The organism is Chryseobacterium lathyri, assembly GCF_019970085.1.
Lineage (GTDB): Bacteria > Bacteroidota > Bacteroidia > Flavobacteriales > Weeksellaceae > Chryseobacterium > Chryseobacterium lathyri.
Genome location: NZ_JAHXYG010000005.1, coordinates 413,876 through 435,979, shown reverse-complemented (window position 1 = coordinate 435,979; position 22,104 = coordinate 413,876). Strand labels below are relative to the sequence as shown.

15 protein-coding genes and 1 CRISPR repeat array are annotated in these 22,104 nt (G+C 35.0%); of the genes, 12 read left to right on the top strand and 3 right to left on the bottom strand.

Annotation, left to right across the window (positions count from 1 at the left end):
- Nucleotides 1-18 precede the first annotated feature (18 nt).
- Nucleotides 19-1,452 (top strand): alpha-amylase, encoded by a 1,434-nt coding sequence (locus LC418_RS17970; RefSeq protein WP_223560146.1) that lies wholly within the window; start codon nucleotides 19-21, stop codon nucleotides 1,450-1,452.
- 107 nt (nucleotides 1,453-1,559) lie between these two features.
- Here LC418_RS17970 and LC418_RS17965 read toward each other — a convergent pair whose 3' ends face one another.
- Nucleotides 1,560-1,973, bottom strand: a complete 414-nt coding sequence (locus LC418_RS17965) for a thiol-disulfide oxidoreductase DCC family protein (protein ID WP_223560145.1) — start codon at nucleotides 1,971-1,973, stop codon at nucleotides 1,560-1,562.
- Nucleotides 1,974-1,984: 11 nt separating this feature from the next.
- A complete protein-coding gene (locus tag LC418_RS17960) occupies nucleotides 1,985-2,446 on the bottom strand; it encodes a heme-binding domain-containing protein (protein ID WP_111961034.1) in 462 nt (153 codons plus the stop codon).
- 324 nt (nucleotides 2,447-2,770) lie between these two features.
- Between LC418_RS17960 and katG the strand changes: the two genes are divergently transcribed.
- From katG to LC418_RS17905, 11 genes are all read left to right on the top strand, one after another.
- Nucleotides 2,771-5,050 carry a catalase/peroxidase HPI gene (katG, locus tag LC418_RS17955; protein ID WP_223560144.1) on the top strand — a complete coding sequence of 760 codons (2,280 nt, stop codon included), beginning with the start codon at nucleotides 2,771-2,773 and terminating at the stop codon, nucleotides 5,048-5,050.
- Nucleotides 5,051-5,183: 133 nt separating this feature from the next.
- On the top strand, nucleotides 5,184-6,416 hold the full coding sequence (locus LC418_RS17950) for an autotransporter outer membrane beta-barrel domain-containing protein (protein WP_223560143.1): 1,233 nt from the start codon (nucleotides 5,184-5,186) through the stop codon (nucleotides 6,414-6,416).
- A 508-nt stretch (nucleotides 6,417-6,924) separates the two neighbouring features.
- Entirely contained in the window at nucleotides 6,925-11,211 is a 4,287-nt protein-coding gene (gene cas9, locus LC418_RS17945) for a type II CRISPR RNA-guided endonuclease Cas9 (RefSeq protein WP_223560142.1), read from the top strand.
- 3 nt (nucleotides 11,212-11,214) lie between these two features.
- Nucleotides 11,215-12,108, top strand: coding sequence for a type II CRISPR-associated endonuclease Cas1 (gene cas1 / locus LC418_RS17940; protein WP_223560141.1), 894 nt, complete (start codon nucleotides 11,215-11,217; stop codon nucleotides 12,106-12,108).
- Entirely contained in the window at nucleotides 12,105-12,443 is a 339-nt protein-coding gene (cas2, locus tag LC418_RS17935) for a CRISPR-associated endonuclease Cas2 (protein WP_223560140.1), read from the top strand. The genes cas1 and cas2 overlap by 4 nt, the downstream gene beginning before the upstream one ends.
- A 57-nt stretch (nucleotides 12,444-12,500) precedes the next feature.
- Nucleotides 12,501-14,857: a CRISPR direct-repeat array (repeat unit 47 nt; unit sequence GCTGTGACTAATCACTAAGATAATAATTTTTGAAAGCAATTCACAAC).
- Nucleotides 14,858-15,172: 315 nt separating this feature from the next.
- Nucleotides 15,173-16,636, top strand: a complete 1,464-nt coding sequence (locus tag LC418_RS17930; protein ID WP_223560139.1) for a tyrosine-type recombinase/integrase — start codon at nucleotides 15,173-15,175, stop codon at nucleotides 16,634-16,636.
- Nucleotides 16,636-17,139: a hypothetical protein gene (locus LC418_RS17925; RefSeq protein WP_223560138.1), complete on the top strand. Its 504-nt coding sequence runs from the start codon at nucleotides 16,636-16,638 to the stop codon at nucleotides 17,137-17,139. Before LC418_RS17930 ends, LC418_RS17925 begins: the two co-directional genes overlap by 1 nt.
- Nucleotides 17,140-17,409: 270 nt before the next feature.
- Nucleotides 17,410-17,589 (top strand): helix-turn-helix domain-containing protein, encoded by a 180-nt coding sequence (locus tag LC418_RS17920; RefSeq protein ID WP_223560137.1) that lies wholly within the window; start codon nucleotides 17,410-17,412, stop codon nucleotides 17,587-17,589.
- A 162-nt stretch (nucleotides 17,590-17,751) separates the two neighbouring features.
- On the top strand, nucleotides 17,752-19,254 hold the full coding sequence (locus LC418_RS17915; protein WP_223560136.1) for a hypothetical protein: 1,503 nt from the start codon (nucleotides 17,752-17,754) through the stop codon (nucleotides 19,252-19,254).
- Between the two features lie 178 nt (nucleotides 19,255-19,432).
- Entirely contained in the window at nucleotides 19,433-20,341 is a 909-nt protein-coding gene (locus tag LC418_RS17910; RefSeq protein WP_223560135.1) for a ParB/RepB/Spo0J family partition protein, read from the top strand.
- 3 nt (nucleotides 20,342-20,344) lie between these two features.
- Entirely contained in the window at nucleotides 20,345-21,751 is a 1,407-nt protein-coding gene (locus tag LC418_RS17905; protein WP_223560134.1) for a recombinase family protein, read from the top strand.
- Between the two features lie 136 nt (nucleotides 21,752-21,887).
- On the opposite strand, the gene LC418_RS17900 is transcribed toward LC418_RS17905, so the two are convergent.
- Nucleotides 21,888-22,103 (bottom strand): hypothetical protein, encoded by a 216-nt coding sequence (locus LC418_RS17900; RefSeq protein ID WP_223560133.1) that lies wholly within the window; start codon nucleotides 22,101-22,103, stop codon nucleotides 21,888-21,890.
- Nucleotide 22,104 lies beyond the last annotated feature (1 nt).

The following is a 22,104-nucleotide window of genomic DNA, read 5'->3' as shown; positions in this document are numbered from 1 at the left end:
AATAATTAAAATACACGTATGAAAAAAACACATTTCTTAATTTCGATGCTGTCTTTAGCATTTTTAAGTTCCTGTCAGAGCGGTGATGAAAACGATAATGAAAGTCTTCAGAAAGAAGAAGTTCATGCTAAAACCGTAAATGTTACCAACCATGACGGACGGCCCTTTAGTACAGGAAGCGGATCTTTGACCGGGAAATATGTATCCGGTCCTGGAGGCGGTGTCCTGATGCAGGGGTTTTACTGGGATGTTCCCGAAGGTGGAAATTGGTGGAACACTGTGAAAGACAAACTGACTGCCTGGTCAGACTCCGGAATTAGTGCAGTATGGCTTCCACCTGCTTCAAAAGCTCAGAACGGAGCTTACTCTATGGGATATGACCCGACAGATTACTATGATTTTGGAAATTTTAACCAGAACGGAAGTGTAGAAACCCGTTTTGGATCCCGGACCGAGCTGGAAGCATTGATAACAAAAGCTCATGCAGAAAATATGCAGGTGTATGCAGATATTGTTATCAATCATAACAGTGGCGGGCAGTCTCAGGCCAATCCTTTCACCGGAACAAATACCTGGACAGACTTTTCAGGAGTTGCTTCCGGGAAATTTCAACGAAGTTATAATGATTTTTACAAAAATTCGTACGGGAATAATGATGAAGGTGCTTTCGGAGGGTTTCCCGACCTGTGTCATGCTAATCCTTATGTCCAGGACTGGCTCTGGGGAAGAGATGATTCTGTAGGGAAATATTATAAGAATGTTATGAAATTTGACGGATGGAGATTTGATTATGTCAAAGGCTTCGGGCCTTGGGTTGTCAATAACTGGAATTCCAACGTTGGTGGATTTTCTGTTGGTGAACTTTGGGATTCCAATGTAAATACCTTAGAATGGTGGGCTAATAATGCTAACAGTTCTGTATTTGATTTTGCGGCATACTATAAAATGGATGAAGCTTTTGACAACGGAAATTTAAATGTTCTGAATGACGACATGATGTGGAAAAGAAACCCATATAAAGCAGTGACTTTTGTGGCCAATCATGATACCGATATTATTAACAATAAGATGCCGGCTTATGCTTACATTCTTACTCATGAAGGTTATCCTACCATTTTTTACCGTGACTACGAAGAGTGGTTAAACAAAGAAAGGCTTAATAATCTGATTTGGATCCATAATAATAAGGCTACAGGAACAACTTCCATATTATATACGGATAATGATGAATATATTGCAAGGCGTAACGGCTATAACGGGAATCCTGGCCTGGTGGTTTATATCAATAATTCATCGAGCTGGCAGGAAAGATGGGTAGAAACCAACTGGAGCAGTAAGCAGATAAAAGATTTTACAGGTCATTCCGGATGGTATCCAACAACACAGGGAGATAAATGGGTGAAAATTCAGGCTCCGCCAAACAGTTATTCAATATGGTCATTAAACCAATAAAATTTAAGAAGAGCAAGGATGAATTTCATCTTTGCTTTTTTATTATTTACATCCTGGAAAATATAGATTAACAGAAGCGGATTTAGTCTACAAATTCAGGATTTAAATTAGATTTCAATAAATTTTTTATTTTGCTCACGATCAGGAAGAAAACATTTCTGATTGGCCAGTTTCATTCTGTTTCTTGAAATAAGATCATACACCTGATCACTCAAAAATGCAGGCAATACTTTTCCGGCAGCCGACAGTTTATAAACCCCACCCAATATAGTGGCGATCTGCAGTACAGCACGTGATTTGGTGAAATAATACTGTCCAGGTTTCCAGAGGTATAGCGTGTTGAATACTTGAGTTTGAAGACCTCTCTCAGACAGGAACTTCTGTCCGAAATCAGACTGCAGGGATGCAAACATAAATCGGTCATTCTTATCCCGTTCAAGGACCCACTGTACCCAGAAATTACAGACGCCACAGTCGCCGTCAAAAAATACAATATGTTTGTCTTCCCAGCTCTCCTTCATGATATAGATATTTAAAATAACATTTTCCTTTCCGTATCTTCTTTTACTTTTTTGAAGTATTTCACCAGTTCCTTACGCTGTTCCGCAGTCAGCTTTGCATCCTGATGTCCTACATAATAAGACTCCAGGGGCATTTCTTCTTTTTCTGTCATTTCTATACATTCTCCAAGTTTATGGGCCTGCCTTTTAGGTTCGTATACTGCAAAAGTAGAGAAATTAAGATGCTTTCTGCCTTCCTCTATATGATTTTTAACAAACCATGAAGCTGGTGAAATGCTGGCATACCACGGATATTCAGTTTCATTGGAATGGCAGTCATAGCAGGATGTTCTGATGATTTTTGCAATAGGTTCCGGCGTGTTTTTGATCTTCAGGAAATCCATACCCGGCGTTGGGGCCGGATTAGTCCTGTCGATCGGGAAAAACTGTATAATAATAAACGCAACAAGTAGAACAACCAGGATTTTTTTCATATCAATTATATTCTTGAACTATAAAAATAATCAAATTTTATTAAATCGAATGAATTGATTATCAAAACATACAATGCTCATTTGAATCATTCTAAATATGGCAACTTAGACTTGCTTTTTTCATATCTGCTTTTGAATTTTAACTAACTTAATTGCATTATTATAACTTTTAATATCCTGCTTTAAAATGATTTATAAAGCTTGACTAGTTATAGTTTTTGACTATCGTTTAGATAATAATTAATAGATTGTATTTATATATAAGACTTTGTAAGTTTGTTATGTTTAAAAAAACTGGATTAATCAACATAAAAATAAACGACAATGGAAAATGATTTGAATGACATCAGTAAATGTCCGTTCCATAACGGAACAATGAAAAAAGAAGCTGTAGCTGGAGGAGGAACCAAAAATCTTGATTGGTGGCCTGATCAGCTTAGGGTTGATATCCTGCGCCAGCACTCATCTCTTTCAGATCCTATGGATAAAGATTTTGACTATGCGGAAGCATTCAAAAGTCTCGACCTTGAAGCTGTAAAAAGAGATCTGCATGCATTGATGACAGATTCTCAGGACTGGTGGCCTGCCGATTTTGGCCATTACGGTCCCTTGTTTATCCGAATGGCATGGCACAGCGCCGGTACCTACCGTGTTGGTGATGGAAGAGGAGGAGCTGGTGCGGGACAGCAGCGTTTTGCTCCACTGAACAGTTGGCCGGATAACGTGAGTCTGGATAAAGCCAGAAGATTGCTGTGGCCTATCAAGCAGAAATATGGAAATAAAATCTCATGGGCAGATCTTTTGGTCCTTACCGGGAATATTGCTTTAGAGTCTATGGGATTTAAAACATTCGGATTTGCAGGAGGGCGTGAAGATGTATGGGAACCGGATATGGATGTTTACTGGGGTTCGGAAAAAACATGGCTTGGAGGTGACTTGCGGTATGCGCACGGTTCAGAAGGTGTAGCCGAAAAGCACGGAGTACTTCCAACTGATGATGATGCAGATGGTGATGTTCATTCCAGAAACCTTGAAAAGCCTCTTGCTGCTGTACAAATGGGGCTTATTTATGTAAACCCTGAAGGCCCGGACGGAAATCCTGATCCGATAGCTGCTGCCAAAGATATCCGTGATACATTCGGACGTATGGCGATGAATGATGAAGAAACGGTAGCTTTAATTGCCGGTGGACATACTTTTGGAAAAACTCATGGCGCAGGGCCTGCGGATAACGTTGGAAAAGAGCCGGAAGCAGCGGGAATTGAACTTCAGGGACTAGGATGGAGCAGTACTTATAAATCAGGAAAAGGAACAGATGCCATTTCCAGCGGTCTGGAAGTAACATGGACAGAGACTCCGACACAGTGGAGCAATTATTTCTTAAAAAATTTATTTGAAAATGAATGGGAACTGACCAAAAGCCCTGCCGGAGCCCACCAATGGGTCGCCAAAAACGGAGCTGAGATCATTCCTGATGCTTTTGATCCTGCAAAAAAGCACAGACCTACGATGTTGACTACAGACCTTTCCTTAAGACTGGATCCTGTGTATGAAAAAATATCAAGACATTTCTATGAAAATCCGGATGCATTTGCAGATGCCTTCTCCAGAGCATGGTTTAAGCTTACCCACAGAGATATGGGGCCTAAAGCAAGATATCTGGGACCGGACGTTCCTCAGGAAGAACTGATCTGGCAGGATCCTATTCCTCAGGTTGATCATGAACTGATCAATGATGCAGATATTAACACCTTAAAAGAAAAAATATTAAATTCAGGATTAAGTATTTCAGAGTTAGTATCTACTGCATGGGCTTCCGCATCCACATTCAGGGGAAGTGATAAGCGCGGCGGGGCCAACGGAGCAAGAATCAGGCTGGCTCCTCAAAAAGATTGGGAGGTAAACAACCCTGTTCAGCTTCAGAAAGTTTTAGGGGTTTTGGAAAATATTCAAAAAGAATTCAACAACACTCAAGTTGTCAATAAAAAAGTATCATTGGCGGATGTAATTGTTCTTGCAGGAAGTGCGGGAGTTGAAAAAGCTGCAAAAGAATCAGGGCATGATATCAAAGTTCCTTTTGCACCCGGAAGAATGGATGCTTCACAGGAACAGACCGATGTAGAATCCATGAGCTATCTGGAGCCTGCAGCAGATGGATTCCGTAACTATCTGAAAAAGAAATTCAGTGTATCTACAGAATCCTTACTGATTGATAAGGCACAGCTTTTAACCCTAACAGCACCTGAACTTACCGTACTTATAGGCGGAATGCGTGCACTGGACACGAATTTTGACGGATCAAAACATGGTGTATTTACCAACCGTCCGGGAGTACTTACCAATGACTTTTTTGTTAATCTTCTCGACATGGGAACGCAATGGAAAGCTATTTCGGAAGATCAGGAACTGTATATGGGAACCGATCGGTCAACAGGACAGCCAAAATGGACAGCTACCCGTGCAGACCTTGTTTTTGGCTCTAATTCTGAATTGAGAGCGATTGCAGAAGTGTATGCCAGTTCCGATGCCCAGAGAAAATTTGTAAATGATTTTGTTTCCGCCTGGGTTAAAGTGATGAATTCTGACAGATTTGATTTAAAGTAATTGTAAACTTAACATAATATTATGAAGACAGCTGTAAAAGCTGTCTTTTTTTATAGATATTTTTATAAATTAATTTATTAAATAATATAATGTTCAAATTAATTATATATTTGTTGATAAAAAACAAATAAATATGTTAAGAAAATTATTTCCTGCCCTATTATTGGTAGGGTCATTTAGTTTTGCCCAGGTGGGAGTGAATACAGATCTTCCAAATGCTACGCTGGATGTAGCGGGCAATCCGACCGATACTTCAAAATTTGACGGAATTATTGCACCCAGAATTACAGGTGATCAATTGAATCTCAAAACTTATACACCTTTACAAACAGGAGCATTGGTATATGTAACCACTGCCGGGGCTTTAAGTGGACAAACCGCTGATGTAAGCACCGCCGGATATTACTATTTTAACGGGGATTTGAATAAATGGGTAAAGCTAAATACTGGAATTTCCGCATCTCCATGGAATTTACAAAATACAGCCAATCCTGCGACCTCTAATAATCAAAACATTTATCAGAATGGAAAGGTAGGGATTGGATTTACTTCTGCTGATGCTGTATCTGACAGACAGTTTGAAGTGAAAGGTGATATGAAAGCTCAATATGGAACCGGAAGCAATTACTTTGGTGTAGATACTAATCTTTTAGGTGCAGGCAGTGGTCTCTATTATTCGGATAATAATGATCTGTCTGCTGCTACAAGTTTAGGTGTGGTTATGGCAAGACCGGGTTTAACCACCTTACAATCCAATTATGGAGACAGTGGGGGCAGCATAGCCACCTTTTCACAGTCTACGGGCGGATCCTTTGGTCTGGTAGCTGTTAATCAGGATCAAAGTGTAAATGCTTCTATATGGGGAATAAGTAATGGAACTAGTAATAGCTTAATTCTGAGTCACGATGGAGGAACAACGGGGGTAACCAATGTTACTCTTGAAAAAAGTAAAGGAGTTACCTTTTCCTATATAGATACATCCGGGAATCCTCAGGGGGCATATACTTTTCCGAGAACAAATGGCCAGTCCGGCCAGGTTTTAGTAACAGACGGGGCGGGAGTATTGTCCTGGAAAGATGCTTCATCTTTAAATGCAAAAATAAAAACTTTGTCTACGGGAACTATTGCTGCCGATGATTATACGGTTCTTGTAACAGGAAATATTTCTCTTCCGGCTGCAACTGCAGCCAATCAAGGAAAAGTTTATAATTTGGTCAATGATACAGCTGGAAATGTTACTATTAATGGAAGTTTTAGGATTAACGGAGGCAATTTTACCAATTATGGTTTGAATAACAGTGATTGGGGAAGAGCAATTGTAGTACAAAGTACCGGCTCAGCCTGGGTGGTGATTTCGAGATATTAACCGTTATTAATTAAGTGAGCCATTCTAAAAGAGTGGACTTCATGTCGTTGAAAAAGTCTTTAAAATAATAGTTTTAAAGACTTTTTTGCATTAATGATGGCAAGATAATGAAGAAATACATAAAAAGCATTTTAATAAATATTATAAAGGTAAGTCTACGAAAAAATATTTATAACTCATAAAAAGACTAAATTCCAGAAAGGATATACATTTTGAAGATATTAAAAGGTTTTGCTGGTGTAAAATAGTATAAATACTTTAGAAGTTTAGAATTCCTGAAAAACTATTATCTTAAGGAAATAATAGATATGAAATTATAAAAATGCCCCGAAGATAGTCGAGGCGCTAAATGTTTTCACAACGGAATAATCCTTATTGTGAATTGCTTTTCAAAATTATTAATACAAATATAAATTAAAAATTGATTAGTTGATTTACGGAAACCCATAATTTGAATAACTTTTTTCTTTCTATTTTTATAAGACTATGAAAACTAATTGATAATTATATGAAAAATATACTCGGATTAGACTTAGGGACAAATTCAATCGGTTGGGCTTTGGTTCAACAAGATTTTGAAACTAAGCAAGGAAAAATTCTTGGAATGGGAAGCCGGATTATTCCGATGTCTCAGGATATTTTAGGAGAATTTGGAAAAGGAAATTCTGTTTCCCAAACGGCGGAACGTACAGGCTATAGAGGGGTAAGAAGGCTGCGTGAAAGATTTCTATTACGCAGAGAAAGACTTCATCGGGTTTTAAATGTCTTAGGATTTTTGCCGGAACATTATGCTTCTCAAATAGATTTTGAAAATAGATTTGGGAAATTCAAGGAAGAATCCGAACCCAAACTGGTTTATGATGGCAGTAGATTTATTTTTGAGAATTCTTTTGAAGAAATGCTGTCAGATTTCAAAAAACATCAGCCTCATATCTTAGAAAATAACAGGAAAATTCCTTATGACTGGACAATTTATTATCTCCGTAAGAAAGCACTTACTCAAAAAATAGAGAAGGAAGAACTGGCCTGGATTCTTTTGAATTTTAATCAAAAGCGTGGTTATTACCAATTGAGAGGCGAAGAGGAAGAAGAGAACCCTAATAAATTGGTGGAATTTTATTCTTTAAAAATTGTGGATGTTTTGGCCGATGAACCTCAAAGAGGAAAATCAGACATTTGGTATTCATTGATTTTAGAGAACGGATGGATCTATAGACGTTCGAGCAAAATCCCTTTATTTGATTGGAAAGATAAGACAAGAGATTTTATTGTAACGACTGATGTAAATGATGATGGAAGTGTCAAAACTGATAAGGAAGGAAATGAGAAAAGGAGTTTTCGTGCACCAAGTGAAAATGACTGGACGCTTGTAAAAAAGAAAACGGAACAGGAAATCGATAAATCTCATAAAACTGTCGGAACATATATTTATGATGCTCTGCTTCAAAATCCCAGACAAAAAATTAATGGAAAACTCGTTCGCACCATTGAAAGAAAATTCTATAAAGCTGAACTAAAACAAATTCTGGAAAAACAGAAAGAATTTCATGCGGAATTGCAAAATACTGATTTATATAATGACTGTATAAGAGAATTATACCGCAATAATGAGGCTCATCAGCTTACATTGAGCAAAAAAGATTTTGTTCACCTGTTTTTGGATGACATTATTTTCTACCAAAGACCTTTGAGAAGCCAGAAATCCTCTGTTTCCAACTGTACTTTAGAGTTCAGAAAATATAAAGATGAAAATGGAGTGGAACAGATACAATATTTGAAAACGATTCCAAAATCAAATCCTTATTATCAGGAATTCCGTATCTGGCAGTGGATGTTTAATTTGAATATTTACAAAAAAGATGATGATACTAATGTTACACAAGAGTTTCTGAGTAATACCAAAGACTATGAAGTTCTGTTTAATTTTTTAAATAACAGGAAGGAAGTTGATCAGAAAGCATTGCTGAAACATTTTAATTCAAATGAAAAAACACATCGTTGGAATTATGTAGAAGACAAAAAATATCCCTGCAATGAAACCAAAACAATGATTTCGACAAGGCTTGAAAAAGTTGAAAATTGTTCAGTTGATTTTCTGACAAGGGAAATAGAACAAAGTATATGGCACATTATCTATTCCGTCAATGATAAAACAGAATACGAAAAAGCATTAAGATCATTTGCTCGTAAGAAGAACTTGGATGAAAACTCATTTTTTGAAACTTTTAAAAAATTTCCTCCTTTTAAAAGTGAATATGGCTCTTTTTCAGAAAAAGCCATCAAAAAACTCTTGCCCTTGATACGTTTGGGGAAATATTGGAATTGGGAAAGTATTGATGGAGAATCTCAGGAAAGAATTGGAAAAATAATCACAGGCGAATTTGATGAAAATATCAAAGATAAAGTCAGGGAAAAAGCATTACATCTTACGCAAGAAAATCATTTTCAGGGTTTGCCACTATGGCTGTCCCAATATGCAGTTTACGGTCGTCATTCAGAAGCCTCTGTTTTAGGAAAATGGAATTCTGCAGATGATTTGGAAGGGTTTTTAAAAGAATTCAGACAACATTCACTTCGTAATCCAATTGTAGAACAGGTGATTATAGAGACTCTTCGTGTCGTGAAAGATATTTGGCTTAAATATGGGAACGGTACAAAAGACTTCTTTAGTGAAATTCATATCGAATTAGGCAGAGAGATGAAGCTTCCGGCAGAAGAAAGAGATAAAATGACACGGAAAATTTCAGAGAACGAAAATACCAATCTCCGTATCAAAGCCTTGTTAGCCGAAATGATGAATGATAATGATGTGGAAAATGTCCGTCCTTTTTCACCGATGCAACAGGAAATTCTTAAAATTTATGAGGAAGGTGTTTTAAATTCTGAAATTGAAATTGAAGATGAATATTTAAAAATCAGTAAAACAGCACAGCCGTCTTCTTCAGATTTAAAAAGGTATAAGCTTTGGCTTGAGCAGAAATATCGTTCGCCCTACACCGGAGAAATTATTCCATTGAATAAATTATTTACACCGGAATATGAAATTGAGCATATTATCCCCCAAAGCCGTTATTTCGATGATAGCTTTAACAATAAAATTATCTGCGAATCTGCGGTTAATAAATTAAAAGATAACTATATCGGACTAGGTTTTATCAAGCAATTTCATGGAGCTACAGTAGAATGTGGCTTTGGAAAAATTGTGCGGATATTTGAAATCGAAGCTTATGAAGATTTTGTAAAGAAGCATTATGCTAAAAACCGGAGTAAGAGAACTAAGCTTCTTTTAGAGGAAATTCCTGAAAAAATGATTGAGCGTCAATTAAATGACACACGACACATCAGTAAATATATTTCAGGAGTACTTTCCAATATTGTTCGGGTAGAAGACGGAACTGATGAAGGCGTAAATTCTAAAAATATTATTCCGGGAAATGGAAAGGTCACAGCACAACTGAAACAAGATTGGGGCTTGAATGATATTTGGAATGAATTAATACTTCCTCGTTTTGAAAGGATGAATCAATTGACCAATTCAAATGATTTTACAGTATGGAACGAAAATCATCAGAAGTTCCTACCTACTGTTCCTATTGAGCTTTCAAAGGGTTTCTCCAAGAAAAGGATAGATCATCGCCATCATGCCATGGATGCTTTGGTCATTGCATGTGCAACCAAAAACCATATTAACCTGCTTAATAATCAATCAGCAAAATCTGATATAAAAAGATATGATTTAAAAAGAAAGCTGATGAAGTTTGAAAAGGTAGTTTATAAACATCCTCAAACCGGCAAAAAAATGGAGAAAGAAGTTCCTAAACAGTTTTTGAAACCCTGGGATAGTTTTACTGTTGATGCTAAAAATAAATTAGAGACGATAATTGTCAGCTTTAAGCAAAATCTGCGTGTAATCAATAAAGCGACTAACCATTATGAAAAATGGGTTGAAAAGGATGGTGTTAAAACAAAAGAATCCGTAAAGCAGAAAGGGACTAACTGGGCCATACGTAAGCCGATGCATAAAGAAACTGTTTCAGGGAAAGTAGATTTACCTTGGGTTAAAGTTCCGAAAGGGAAAGTATTAACAGCTACAAGAAAGAGTTTGGATGCTTCATTTGATGTGAAAACAATCAATTCAATTACAGATACTGGAATTCAGAAGATTCTAAAGAATTATTTAGAATTTAAAGGAAGCCCTGAAGTAGCATTCTCTCCGGAAGGAATTGAAGATTTGAATAAGAATATTGAAAATTTCAATGACGGTAAACTACATCAACCCATTAATAAAATTAGAATTTTTGAATTGGGAAGTAAATTCCCTGTGGGTCAAACAGGACATAAAAAGGATAAATATGTAGAGGCAGCCAAAGGGACAAATCTTTTTTTTGCTGTATATACAGATGATAGAGGAAAAAGAAGCTATGAAACCATTCCACTAAATGAAGTTATTGAAAGACAGAAACAAGGGTTGGGTCCTGTTTCATTTAAGAATAAAGAAGATTTTTTACTTTCTCCGAATGATCTGGTCTATATCCCTTCGGGAGATGAGCTTGAAAATATGCATAGTATCGATTTTAAGAATTTAGTAAAAGAGAAGCAGAGGAACATTTACAAAGTAGTCAGTTTCTCAGGAAGTCAGATATTTTTTATTAGACAAGATGTTGCCACATCTATTGCTAACAAGACAGAATTTTCAACTTTAAATAAAATGGAACGTGCAATTGACGGATCAATGATTAAAGAGAATTGTATTAAGCTGAAAATAGATCGTCTCGGTAATATCTCAAAAGCATAATAAATGATTACCCGCTCAATCTATATAGGAAATCCGGCATATCTGAAACTCAAAGATGAGCAGATGAAAATTCTTTGTCCTGAGACGAAATCGGAAAAGGGAAGTGTTCCTGTAGAAGATTTAGGATTATTGATGTTAGATCATTTTCAAATTACAATTTCGCATAATCTAATTCAGAAAATGATGGGAAATAATGTTGTAATAATAAGTTGTGACGCCCATCATTTACCACACGGAATTATGCTGCCACTTTATGGACATACAGAACATTCAGATCGGGTAAAAGATCAATTGGATGCAAGTGAGCCACTTAAAAAACAGCTGTGGAAACAAACTATTGAATGCAAAATTGAAAATCAGAAAAATGTTTTGATGAGGTTGGGGAATTATTACGAACCAATGATTGATTATCAAAATAACGTAAAAAGTGGTGATATTACCAATATGGAAGGGATTGCAGCACAACATTACTGGAAATATCTTATTAGTCTGGATTTTTTAAGGCAGCGTTTTGGAGATTCACCGAATCAGTTTTTTAATTTCGGATATTCAGTTTTGCGAAGTATTGTTGCCAGAGCAATTGTAGAAACAGGATTGCTTCCTGTTTTAGGAATTTTTCATAAAAACAAATATAATCCTTACTGTCTTGCTGATGATCTGATGGAGCCTTATCGTCAGTTTATTGATGTGCTGGTTATGGATTGGTTAACAAAAAATTCAAATTCTGATGAGCTGACAAAAGAGTTTAAAGCTCATATATTGCAGATTGCCACAAAAGATGTAAGGATTGATAATAAAACCAGGCCATTATTGGTAGCTGTAAAAACAACAGTTACTTCACTTTATAAATGTTATACGGGAGAAAAGCGCTTAATCTCTTATCCCGAATTGATATGAATACCGAAAGGTTTAATGCGTACCGAATTATGTGGGTTTTAGTACTATATGATCTGCCAACTGAGACCAAGGCTAATATGAAGGATGCTAACCGTTTCCGGAAAGCGTTGATTGATGATGGATTTACATTATTTCAATTTTCAATGTACGTGCGCCATTGTCCGAGTCGGGAAAATGCTGAAGTTCATATCAAAAGAGTAAAATTTATGCTTCCTAAAGCCGGGAAAGTAGCCATTATGTGTATTACAGATAAACAATTTGGTGACATTGAAATTTTTTTTGCCAGAAATAAAGAAGAGCCACCACCAACCTTCCAGCAGCTGGAATTATTCTAATTTTTAAATCCTAAATATTAAATAAACCCACTGGCTAACAGTGGGTTAAATTTTGAGGCTGTGACTAATCACTAAGATAATAATTTTTGAAAGCAATTCACAACTTGATAGCTTCTGCGTAATCCAGGTTTTTAGCTGTGACTAATCACTAAGATAATAATTTTTGAAAGCAATTCACAACAGAGTCAAAAACATATCAAATTATGACAAAGCTGTGACTAATCACTAAGATAATAATTTTTGAAAGCAATTCACAACAACGTACCATTTTGCATTGAAAACTGCTTTGCTGTGACTAATCACTAAGATAATAATTTTTGAAAGCAATTCACAACGTTTGAGCCCACGTGGTGCCGCTAGTATCGGCTGTGACTAATCACTAAGATAATAATTTTTGAAAGCAATTCACAACACAGCGCTTTTTAACGACGGTGCTACCGTAGCTGTGACTAATCACTAAGATAATAATTTTTGAAAGCAATTCACAACGGACAATGGTTGATGTTCTGTATGTTTACAGCTGTGACTAATCACTAAGATAATAATTTTTGAAAGCAATTCACAACATTAAGAAAGATAAGCAGCTTAGATCCATTGCTGTGACTAATCACTAAGATAATAATTTTTGAAAGCAATTCACAACTCCGTGCATCTTATTGATTTCACGGACAAAGCTGTGACTAATCACTAAGATAATAATTTTTGAAAGCAATTCACAACAAGATTCCTTTTACCACACCTAAAACGGTGGCTGTGACTAATCACTAAGATAATAATTTTTGAAAGCAATTCACAACATTTGTTCTGCATACGCCGTTAGCCGAAGCGCTGTGACTAATCACTAAGATAATAATTTTTGAAAGCAATTCACAACTATTCGGTGGCCATACCTTGGTGCTTTACCGCTGTGACTAATCACTAAGATAATAATTTTTGAAAGCAATTCACAACCGCCCTACCAATATAGCAACCTCGACGGCTGCTGTGACTAATCACTAAGATAATAATTTTTGAAAGCAATTCACAACATTGTAGAACATGGTACTAAGGTACTGGATGCTGTGACTAATCACTAAGATAATAATTTTTGAAAGCAATTCACAACGTTAATACTCTCATCATGTTGAGAGAATCAGCTGTGACTAATCACTAAGATAATAATTTTTGAAAGCAATTCACAACTTAGCTAGGTTTGTGAATAATTCGGATTCAGCTGTGACTAATCACTAAGATAATAATTTTTGAAAGCAATTCACAACTAAAGTTGATGTTTTATGAAGTTTGGCCAAGCTGTGACTAATCACTAAGATAATAATTTTTGAAAGCAATTCACAACCGAAAGGACATAAAAAAACCACTCTTAGTTGCTGTGACTAATCACTAAGATAATAATTTTTGAAAGCAATTCACAACTTGGTGGGAGTGGACTATTAAGCCATACTAGCTGTGACTAATCACTAAGATAATAATTTTTGAAAGCAATTCACAACAGTAGTACAATGTTATCAAAATTAATTACCGCTGTGACTAATCACTAAGATAATAATTTTTGAAAGCAATTCACAACATTGTCAAGGTTTATCACTTTTTTTGTTTTGCTGTGACTAATCACTAAGATAATAATTTTTGAAAGCAATTCACAACAATCAATAGTACTATCGGCGGTGTTTGAAAGCTGTGACTAATCACTAAGATAATAATTTTTGAAAGCAATTCACAACTATATGAAATGGGTGTTGCTGCAGGAGAAAGCTGTGACTAATCACTAAGATAATAATTTTTGAAAGCAATTCACAACCATCTTCCCATCCGTAGTCATAGGCTATGCGCTGTGACTAATCACTAAGATAATAATTTTTGAAAGCAATTCACAACTGAAATAAGTATTTCCGTAGAAAATTATACGCTGTGACTAATCACTAAGATAATAATTTTTGAAAGCAATTCACAACAGCCTTACAAACCATATAAAGATGCTACCAGCTGTGACTAATCACTAAGATAATAATTTTTGAAAGCAATTCACAACAGGGGTGGAAGACAAGAATATAAGGGACATGCTGTGACTAATCACTAAGATAATAATTTTTGAAAGCAATTCACAACAAGATTTCGGAGTATACGTTTCGGAGTCATGCTGTGACTAATCACTAAGATAATAATTTTTGAAAGCAATTCACAACAATAAGCAATCCCTATCAAACAGCGTATGCGCTGTGACTAATCACTAAGATAATAATTTTTGAAAGCAATTCACAACAACGCATTAAGTGAGCAATTATGTGAGGACGCTGTGACTAATCACTAAGATAATAATTTTTGAAAGCAATTCACAACTGGCAGCTGTATTTCATAGCCCAGAGCACCGCTGTGACTAATCACTAAGATAATAATTTTTGAAATAATATATAATTAGAGGAAAATTTTGATTGGACACTTAGACAATTTCACGGAAAAATACTAGAATTGCTTTTGAAAAATAAACTTATTGACTAGTAGTTAACTAAGAAAATAAAAACCACTTGATAATCAAGTGGTTAATTAATAAATTGTAGACCCACAGGGTATAACATGTTGTACTTGTTTATACTTTATTATATTTTGTTGTTGTTTAATAACATTGATAAATAAACAATTGTGTTTTGTTGAATTCAAATGAATTTAAATATGTTTAAAAATTAGGGTGACCAAAAAGGTGACTGATTTTAAAATTTTAAGTATATTTGTATATGGCAAAAGTAAAAAGATACAGCAACGAAACAGGGAGTGTAAATTTCAGATTGAAAGAACCTACAAAAGAAATCTCCCGAATAATGGGTAGATATTCATTCAAGGATTTGAAAGTTGATTTTTCAACAGGTCTGAAAGTTGTTTCTAGCAGTTGGGATACAGATACTAAAACTGTTACTTCTGGCGGTGATAAAAGAGAAATTAACCAAAAACTCAGCAAGTTCAAAACGTCCATAGTAGATGCTCACAAAAATTTCAATGAGCATTACAACCGTATGCCTACAAAGGACGAGCTAAAAACCATTGTAGATAATGCAATGGCAGGTAAGGAGCTTACAACTGTACAGAAAAGCAAAAAATCTTTTGATGATGTTTTCCAAGAGTTCATGAAGGTAACAGAACTTAAAATCCAACGTGCATTTGCTTCGGGTCAAAAACCCATGCATAGAAGCTATGTTTCATCTTTCGGTGTAATGTATCAGGATTTAAATGACTTTGCCAATGAAAACAGTATCTTTCTGGATATTGATAAATTTGACGAATTGCAATGTCTAGAGTTTCAAAACTGGCTACTTGATACAGAAAGGGTCAAGTCATTAAATACGCTCAAAACTCGAATCAAAAGATTGTCACAGGTACAGAAACGTGCATTTGAAAGAGGTTATACGGATAACAGAAGTTATATGCAAGATGAGTATAAAGTAAAAGTTCCGCCAACGTTCCACACTGTGTTAACCGAACCCGAAATCAAAATATTGTACGAACATGATTTTTCCAATGCTCCGAGATTGGAGAGAGTGCGGGATATGTTTGTTTTAGCCTGTCATACCTCGCTCAGATTCGGGGATATTACACGTATTGAGGGTGGACATATCGACCATAACAGTAAAATGGTCAACATCCTGTTAAAAAAAGGTTCGGGAGTAGATAACTATAAGACAGTTCGTTTTTCATTTTTTGGCTATGCAGGTGACATCCTGAGTAAATACAATGATGATATAAAAAGCATTGCCATATCCAACCAAAATACCAATGAGTATTTGAAAGAACTTTTTAAAGCAATACCGTATTTCAAAGAAAAAATAATTACTCGTGAACGCCCTACGAATGACGGAGTGGAGTTTGAAACGATAAACTTTGCAGACAAAATAGCATTTCACGATTCACGTAGGAGTTTTTGTACAAACCGTTATATGGAAGGTTGGGACTTATTGGAAATCTGGCAGTATACAGGACATACGGATGAATCTGTTTTCAAAACCTATTTCAAACCGACCTTTGAACACGAACAAATAAGACAGGAAAGTATCAAAGCAAGAAACGAAAAATTACAAAGAGTTGATTTACAGGCTAAACAGATTCAAGAATTACACGAAAGAATGCAGAAAATAAAAGAACTCATTGAGAGTGGAAACACGGAACAGTTGGCAGAAATTATCAATATTAACAGAAATGTTTCTTAATGCTGAATCTACCTACTGAAAGTGAGTGCGCTGAACGCCTTAAAGAGCTTGTTTTAGAGCGTGGTTTGAGGTGTGAATGCAATGACACGAGAGGTTTCTATTGGTTGCGAAAAAAAGCCTGTTTTGAGTGTAAAAACAGAGGTTGTAAAGCAACTTTATATCTTAAAGGATTAACCAAAATGAGAGGGAGTAAGCTCCCTTTTCGTATTTGGTTAGGTGCTATATATCTGTATGTGATTGACCAAAACGTAACTGCTACCGAAATGCAGGAAAAATTAGGTCATGATACATACAGCTCAATGTGGGAGCTGTTAGAAAAAATCAAGACACTGGATGCTGGAATATCCGAACTTAGGGATAAATACAAGGCAGAAAATGATAACACGAATGTTATTCCTGACCGTTTGATGCATTTATGGTGGCTTGGCTTTCATCAGGCTTTCATTGTTAGAGAGCCTTCGGAGGTTCAAAACGGTATTTGGAATTGGCTGATTGATTTTTAGGTGTTGTTCCGATATTTTTCGATTTTAAGAAATTTTAACTTTTCTCTAAAACTCCCTGATAGATTCAAATTCGATTTTTCATTAAAAATAAGGCTAAGAAAGGATTAAAACGATTTTAATGCTTTTGTGTTTGTTTTATGTAGTTCATAATTTTGTTTTATTAAATGATATATAGAAACAAACAATATGGATTATTTTAAAGAATTTTTCAAAAAAATCGAGAATTTAATTGATGATAAATTAAATCAATTTGAGTGTAAACTGGCAGAAATGTATAAGCCAGAGGGTAAAGAAATAATGACGAGAGTAGAAACAGCAGAGTACTTCGGAGTTTCGCTCGGAACATTAAACAATTGGGCAAAAAGCGGGATTTTAGTTCCTATCGACTTCGGTGGTAGAGTGTACTATACCCGCAATGAAATTCAAACAAAATTAGGATTGGCTTCTTAACAATCTTTTCCGTTGTGCAGGTGCGGTTTGATTGCGCATAAAAACCCACTGTACACAAACATTCTTTTTATCTCCAAAAAATTAACGATTGAGGTATTAGCCGTAGTAAAGGAACTATGGAGAGCTATTGCTATGCCTAATTTTCAATAAAAACAAACAAATATGCAACAATATAAAAGCAAAAAATCAAACCGTAAAATCAATGCATCAGCCTTTTATCACGAGGATTATCAATGGAAAGTAGTGCTACCCACAATCATAGTTAATTATCTTCAGGAAAAAGTTCGGGAACAACAACCGTTTAAAGAGTTCAAAATGAATAATGCCCTGTACTTCCTGAGTTTAGTTATCAGTATTCCTGCGTACCAAAAAGACAAAACATATCTCTGGGGTTATATACCTATGGATTCCCAACGATTAAAGAAAAAAGATTCCAATTACAGTAAGTATTTTGAGTATTTTTTACAGATTGGTCTTTTGCAGGGTAAAGGTCATTCAAAAGGTCGTACCTGTAAACGCTACCGATACAACTATGAAAACATCAATCTTGAGGGTGTTGAATGCTTGGATTTTTCAATATTTGAAATGACTGATAAATTTTTGACTAAAAATCTTTTAAAAGAAGTTGTTGATAATGATACAATTTTATCCTGCTCACACTTGTCTAAATGGTTTGATAATGGGCTGTTCTTTGATTTTGACCGCTTGAATAATGATTTATCGTCTGAGTTCTGCTACAATAAGTACAGTTTAAGTTATGCCAGACTAAATCCAGTAATTGCTAAAGCATACAAATACTGGCACTCTGCATTAATGCTGAAAGAGCAATGTTTCCGTATCTCTCGTAATTCGGATTCAGATAACAGACTACATACGAACCTAACCAATATGCCGTCTAAATTCCGCCCATATCTGACATATTACGGTGAAAACATTCAAAGTCTCGATATTAAAAACTCACAACCTTATTTTATGGTTTTGGTATTGGAAAGTTTAAATAATAGTAAGATTTTAGAGATAATGAGTAGAGTGTTTGGAAATGATAATATAGGTAATATCCAGCAGAAATTACAACAAATCACGTCCAGTAAGGCGTTTCAAGAAGAATTTGCTCCGCTCAAAAAAGCTGTGTTGACAGGGCAATTTTATGAATTTTTGATGCCACTTTTTACAGATATTCATCCTGATTATGACGGAGTGTTTAGAAAATCTTTTTACAATTCGGACACTGGCAAAGCAGAAGTTTATGAGTTCCCGACTAAACGAGATTTGATGAAAAAACTTACATTGCAGATTTTGTATACTCCGCTCAAAAGACCGTCAAAAGAATATCTGATATTCAAACAACATTTTCCTTTGCTGTGTGAGTGTATCGAGATTTTTAAAACCACCTCTGATGAAAAAGATTCATTCAAACTGTTTCCGAGACTTCTGCAACAGGTTGAATCTGATTGTGTGATTGATACTATTACAAAACAGATTGCAGAAATAAATCCTGATATGCCACTTTGGACGATACATGATTCTTTTTGTACTACACAAAGTTGGTTTCCTATTCTGGAATTTATGGTACAGGAGCTGTTTTTAAGCTATTCTCAGGGTGTTTTACCGAGTTTTAAACCTGAGTTATGGTGTAATACTGATGAGTGCCTGAAAGTGGCTTAAAATCAAAATGATTGATTTTATTTGTCTGGAATAGAGTTGTTTTTTGGAAAATATATTCAGATTGGTTATGACTTCATGTTGTTGTAATGTTTTATTAAAAGAAAAATAATATTAGGGTTCACATAATTGAGAGTAAATTTAATAATTGATTTTATCAAAAATAATTAAATATAAAATTATGAGTGAAAATGATATAAAAAGTCTCATAGACTCATTTAGACCAAGACCTGCTGTGTTTATGGAATTATCAGTTGATGTTATCGAAGGAGACCCTAATCAACCCCGTAAGGCATTTGGTTTAGGTGTTGGTGGAGATTATAACCGCCTTATGAAATCAATTTCGCATTACGGCATTGAAGACCCAATCAAAGTGAGCGAAATTGAAAAAGACCGTTTTTTAATAATGGATGGACATAGAAGATTTGCGTGTGCAAAAGAATTAGAACTTAAAACTGTTCCTTGTCGTGTATACCCTAAAATGAGTGATGGCGAATTTGAAGCTCGCAGATTTGAGATGCAAAACAATCGTAGGAGTTGGAAACCAATGGAAAAAGCAAATGCTATTCATAAAATTAAAATAGAATATAAGGATGCTACAAAAAAGGAAATAGCTGATTTGTTGGGAATATCACAAGTGCATCTGTTTCATTTTACTGAATTGAGAGATATGAGAATGGAATATTTAGAGCTAATGTCTGAATATAATATGAAAGAATATCAACGAATTGCTTTTATGCAAATGCTTCCTAAACTACGAAAAATTAAGCAATATGAAATTGATGATATTGTGAAAATTTTGTTCAAAAAAATCAGTGACAATATAATGTATAGAGCTTCTGAATTTAAAGACCTTGCTAAAATATTTTCAAATGCAACCCTTCACGAAGAAGAGATTTTATCATTTCTGACGGAGCCATTGTTAACCGTCACTGAACTATCTGAAAGGTCTCAATTATCAGGATTTTCAAGTCAAATTAAAATTTTAATAAAGGAATTAAGTACAAAGAAGAATCTAAATGTCCAACTGACAGAAAAAGAAAGTGGCTTGCTTGGCGACCTGGATAAACTTTTGGAAGCCTTTACATAATCCATGTTCAATATTACTCAACAGATTTCTAAAAAGGCGGTTGCTTACTATCGGCATTCTGCTGAAGATAAACAGGAAAATTCAGTAGCAATTCAACGTAATCATGTTGAAAGGTTTGCACTTGAACATAATATTGCAATAATACATGAAGAGATTGATGAGGGGGTAAGTGGGCTACTTGCAAATCGTCCTGGATTTGAAAGGCTTTTTGATAATTGGATTAAAAATTTCAACGCTCCATATTTTGAGTATGTTTTAGTTTATGATGTTTCACGTTGGGGACGATTTCAAGACCAGGACCAAGCAGGGCATTATGTTTATTTATGTAAGAAACATGGTAAGGAGGTAGTTTATGTTTCGAGAGGATTTGTTGATGTAAGCAATCAGTTATTTTCAAGTTTGGAAATCTCTATTCAACGTTACATGGCGGCAGAATATAGTCGTCAGCTGAGTGAAAAAGTATTTTATGGTTGCGCAAAGGTTTCACAACAGGGCTATTCAGCAGGTGGTATGGCAGTTTACGGAATGGCTAGACAGTTACTTGATGTAAATAAAAAACCTATTCGTATCCTTAGTACAGGTGAACATAAACAGATTGCTAATGAACGAGTTTCCTTTGCACCTAAAAATGACGATACAACGGAAACTGTCAGAAAAATATTTGATTTATTTGTAAACAATAGATTGACTATATCAGAAATTGCATCATATCTAAATCAAAGAAGAATATTTTCATCAAATAACAAACAGTGGGACAAATCAAAAATTATAAAGATACTGACCAATGAAACTTATATTGGTACTCGTATATATAATAAAACATGGGGACGATTAAAACAAAAATCATACAAAAATCCACGTTCAGAATGGGTAATTGTACCCGATGCTTTTGAATCAACTATAGATAAAGATATTTTTAAAAAAGCACAAGAAAAGATTTATTGGATGTTTCCCAGCAATTGGCGAAAAGGGATTAATGCTATTAAAAAAGTAAGGAAAATTATTTATAATGATATACGAAAATGGCTTTTAAGTAAGGGAGCAACTGAATTTGAAGCTGATGAGATAATACTTAGGCTACCTATAATTTTCAGTATCAAACTTGAAAACCAGATTACTTCATATTGGTGCTTTTTGATTTCGGAAAAAATACGGAATTTTGATAATGTATTAGGGGTAAGTGTATTTAAAGATTCAAAAAAAATGATAAATGAGTTTTTTATTTTTTCAACCTACGATTTTACTTCCTCCAATTTTCTTATTTTATCAGAAAATAGCCCACTATACAACGAAGCTAAAATTGAGACTCAAAATTTAGAAGAAACTGTTGAAAGTCTAATCAAACAATTCAAAAAATCTAAGCAGTGGTATAAAGATAGGTATAAATTTATTGATTGTTTGGGAGTTTAAGCATTGATATGCCCACATTGGGCAATACATGATTCTTTGTATATAACTCAGGGTTGTTTTCCTGTTATGGCATCTATGGTGCTGAAACTGTTTTTAAGCTATTTTCAAAGTATTTTACTAAGTTTTAAACCTAGAGTTATTGTGCAATAGTGAAGAGTGCCTGAAAGTGGCTTAAAATTAAAGATAATTGGTTTGCCATAATTATAATTGTAAGCCAATTATTTAATTCATTTAGTAATTTAATATCAATTGCTTCGTATTTACGAATTAATCCATTTATCAGTTCAATATTATTAATAGTAGATTGTAATTTTTCGTGTGTTCTCTGTTTAAGTGAGTCAGTTTTGTTCATG

Excerpts from the sequence above, each read along its gene's own strand:
- LC418_RS17970 (WP_223560146.1), top strand. The coding sequence starts at position 19 with ATGAAAAAAACACATTTCTTAATTTCGATGCTGTCTTTAGCATTTTTA.
- LC418_RS17965 (WP_223560145.1), bottom strand. The coding sequence starts at position 1,973 with ATGAAGGAGAGCTGGGAAGACAAACATATTGTATTTTTTGACGGCGAC.
- LC418_RS17960 (WP_111961034.1), bottom strand. The coding sequence starts at position 2,446 with ATGAAAAAAATCCTGGTTGTTCTACTTGTTGCGTTTATTATTATACAG.
- katG (WP_223560144.1), top strand. The coding sequence starts at position 2,771 with ATGGAAAATGATTTGAATGACATCAGTAAATGTCCGTTCCATAACGGA.
- LC418_RS17950 (WP_223560143.1), top strand. The coding sequence starts at position 5,184 with ATGTTAAGAAAATTATTTCCTGCCCTATTATTGGTAGGGTCATTTAGT.
- cas9 (WP_223560142.1), top strand. The coding sequence starts at position 6,925 with ATGAAAAATATACTCGGATTAGACTTAGGGACAAATTCAATCGGTTGG.
- cas1 (WP_223560141.1), top strand. The coding sequence starts at position 11,215 with ATGATTACCCGCTCAATCTATATAGGAAATCCGGCATATCTGAAACTC.
- cas2 (WP_223560140.1), top strand. The coding sequence starts at position 12,105 with ATGAATACCGAAAGGTTTAATGCGTACCGAATTATGTGGGTTTTAGTA.
- LC418_RS17930 (WP_223560139.1), top strand. The coding sequence starts at position 15,173 with ATGGCAAAAGTAAAAAGATACAGCAACGAAACAGGGAGTGTAAATTTC.
- LC418_RS17925 (WP_223560138.1), top strand. The coding sequence starts at position 16,636 with ATGCTGAATCTACCTACTGAAAGTGAGTGCGCTGAACGCCTTAAAGAG.
- LC418_RS17920 (WP_223560137.1), top strand. The coding sequence starts at position 17,410 with ATGTATAAGCCAGAGGGTAAAGAAATAATGACGAGAGTAGAAACAGCA.
- LC418_RS17915 (WP_223560136.1), top strand. The coding sequence starts at position 17,752 with ATGCAACAATATAAAAGCAAAAAATCAAACCGTAAAATCAATGCATCA.
- LC418_RS17910 (WP_223560135.1), top strand. The coding sequence starts at position 19,433 with ATGAGTGAAAATGATATAAAAAGTCTCATAGACTCATTTAGACCAAGA.
- LC418_RS17905 (WP_223560134.1), top strand. The coding sequence starts at position 20,345 with ATGTTCAATATTACTCAACAGATTTCTAAAAAGGCGGTTGCTTACTAT.
- LC418_RS17900 (WP_223560133.1), bottom strand. The coding sequence starts at position 22,103 with ATGAACAAAACTGACTCACTTAAACAGAGAACACACGAAAAATTACAA.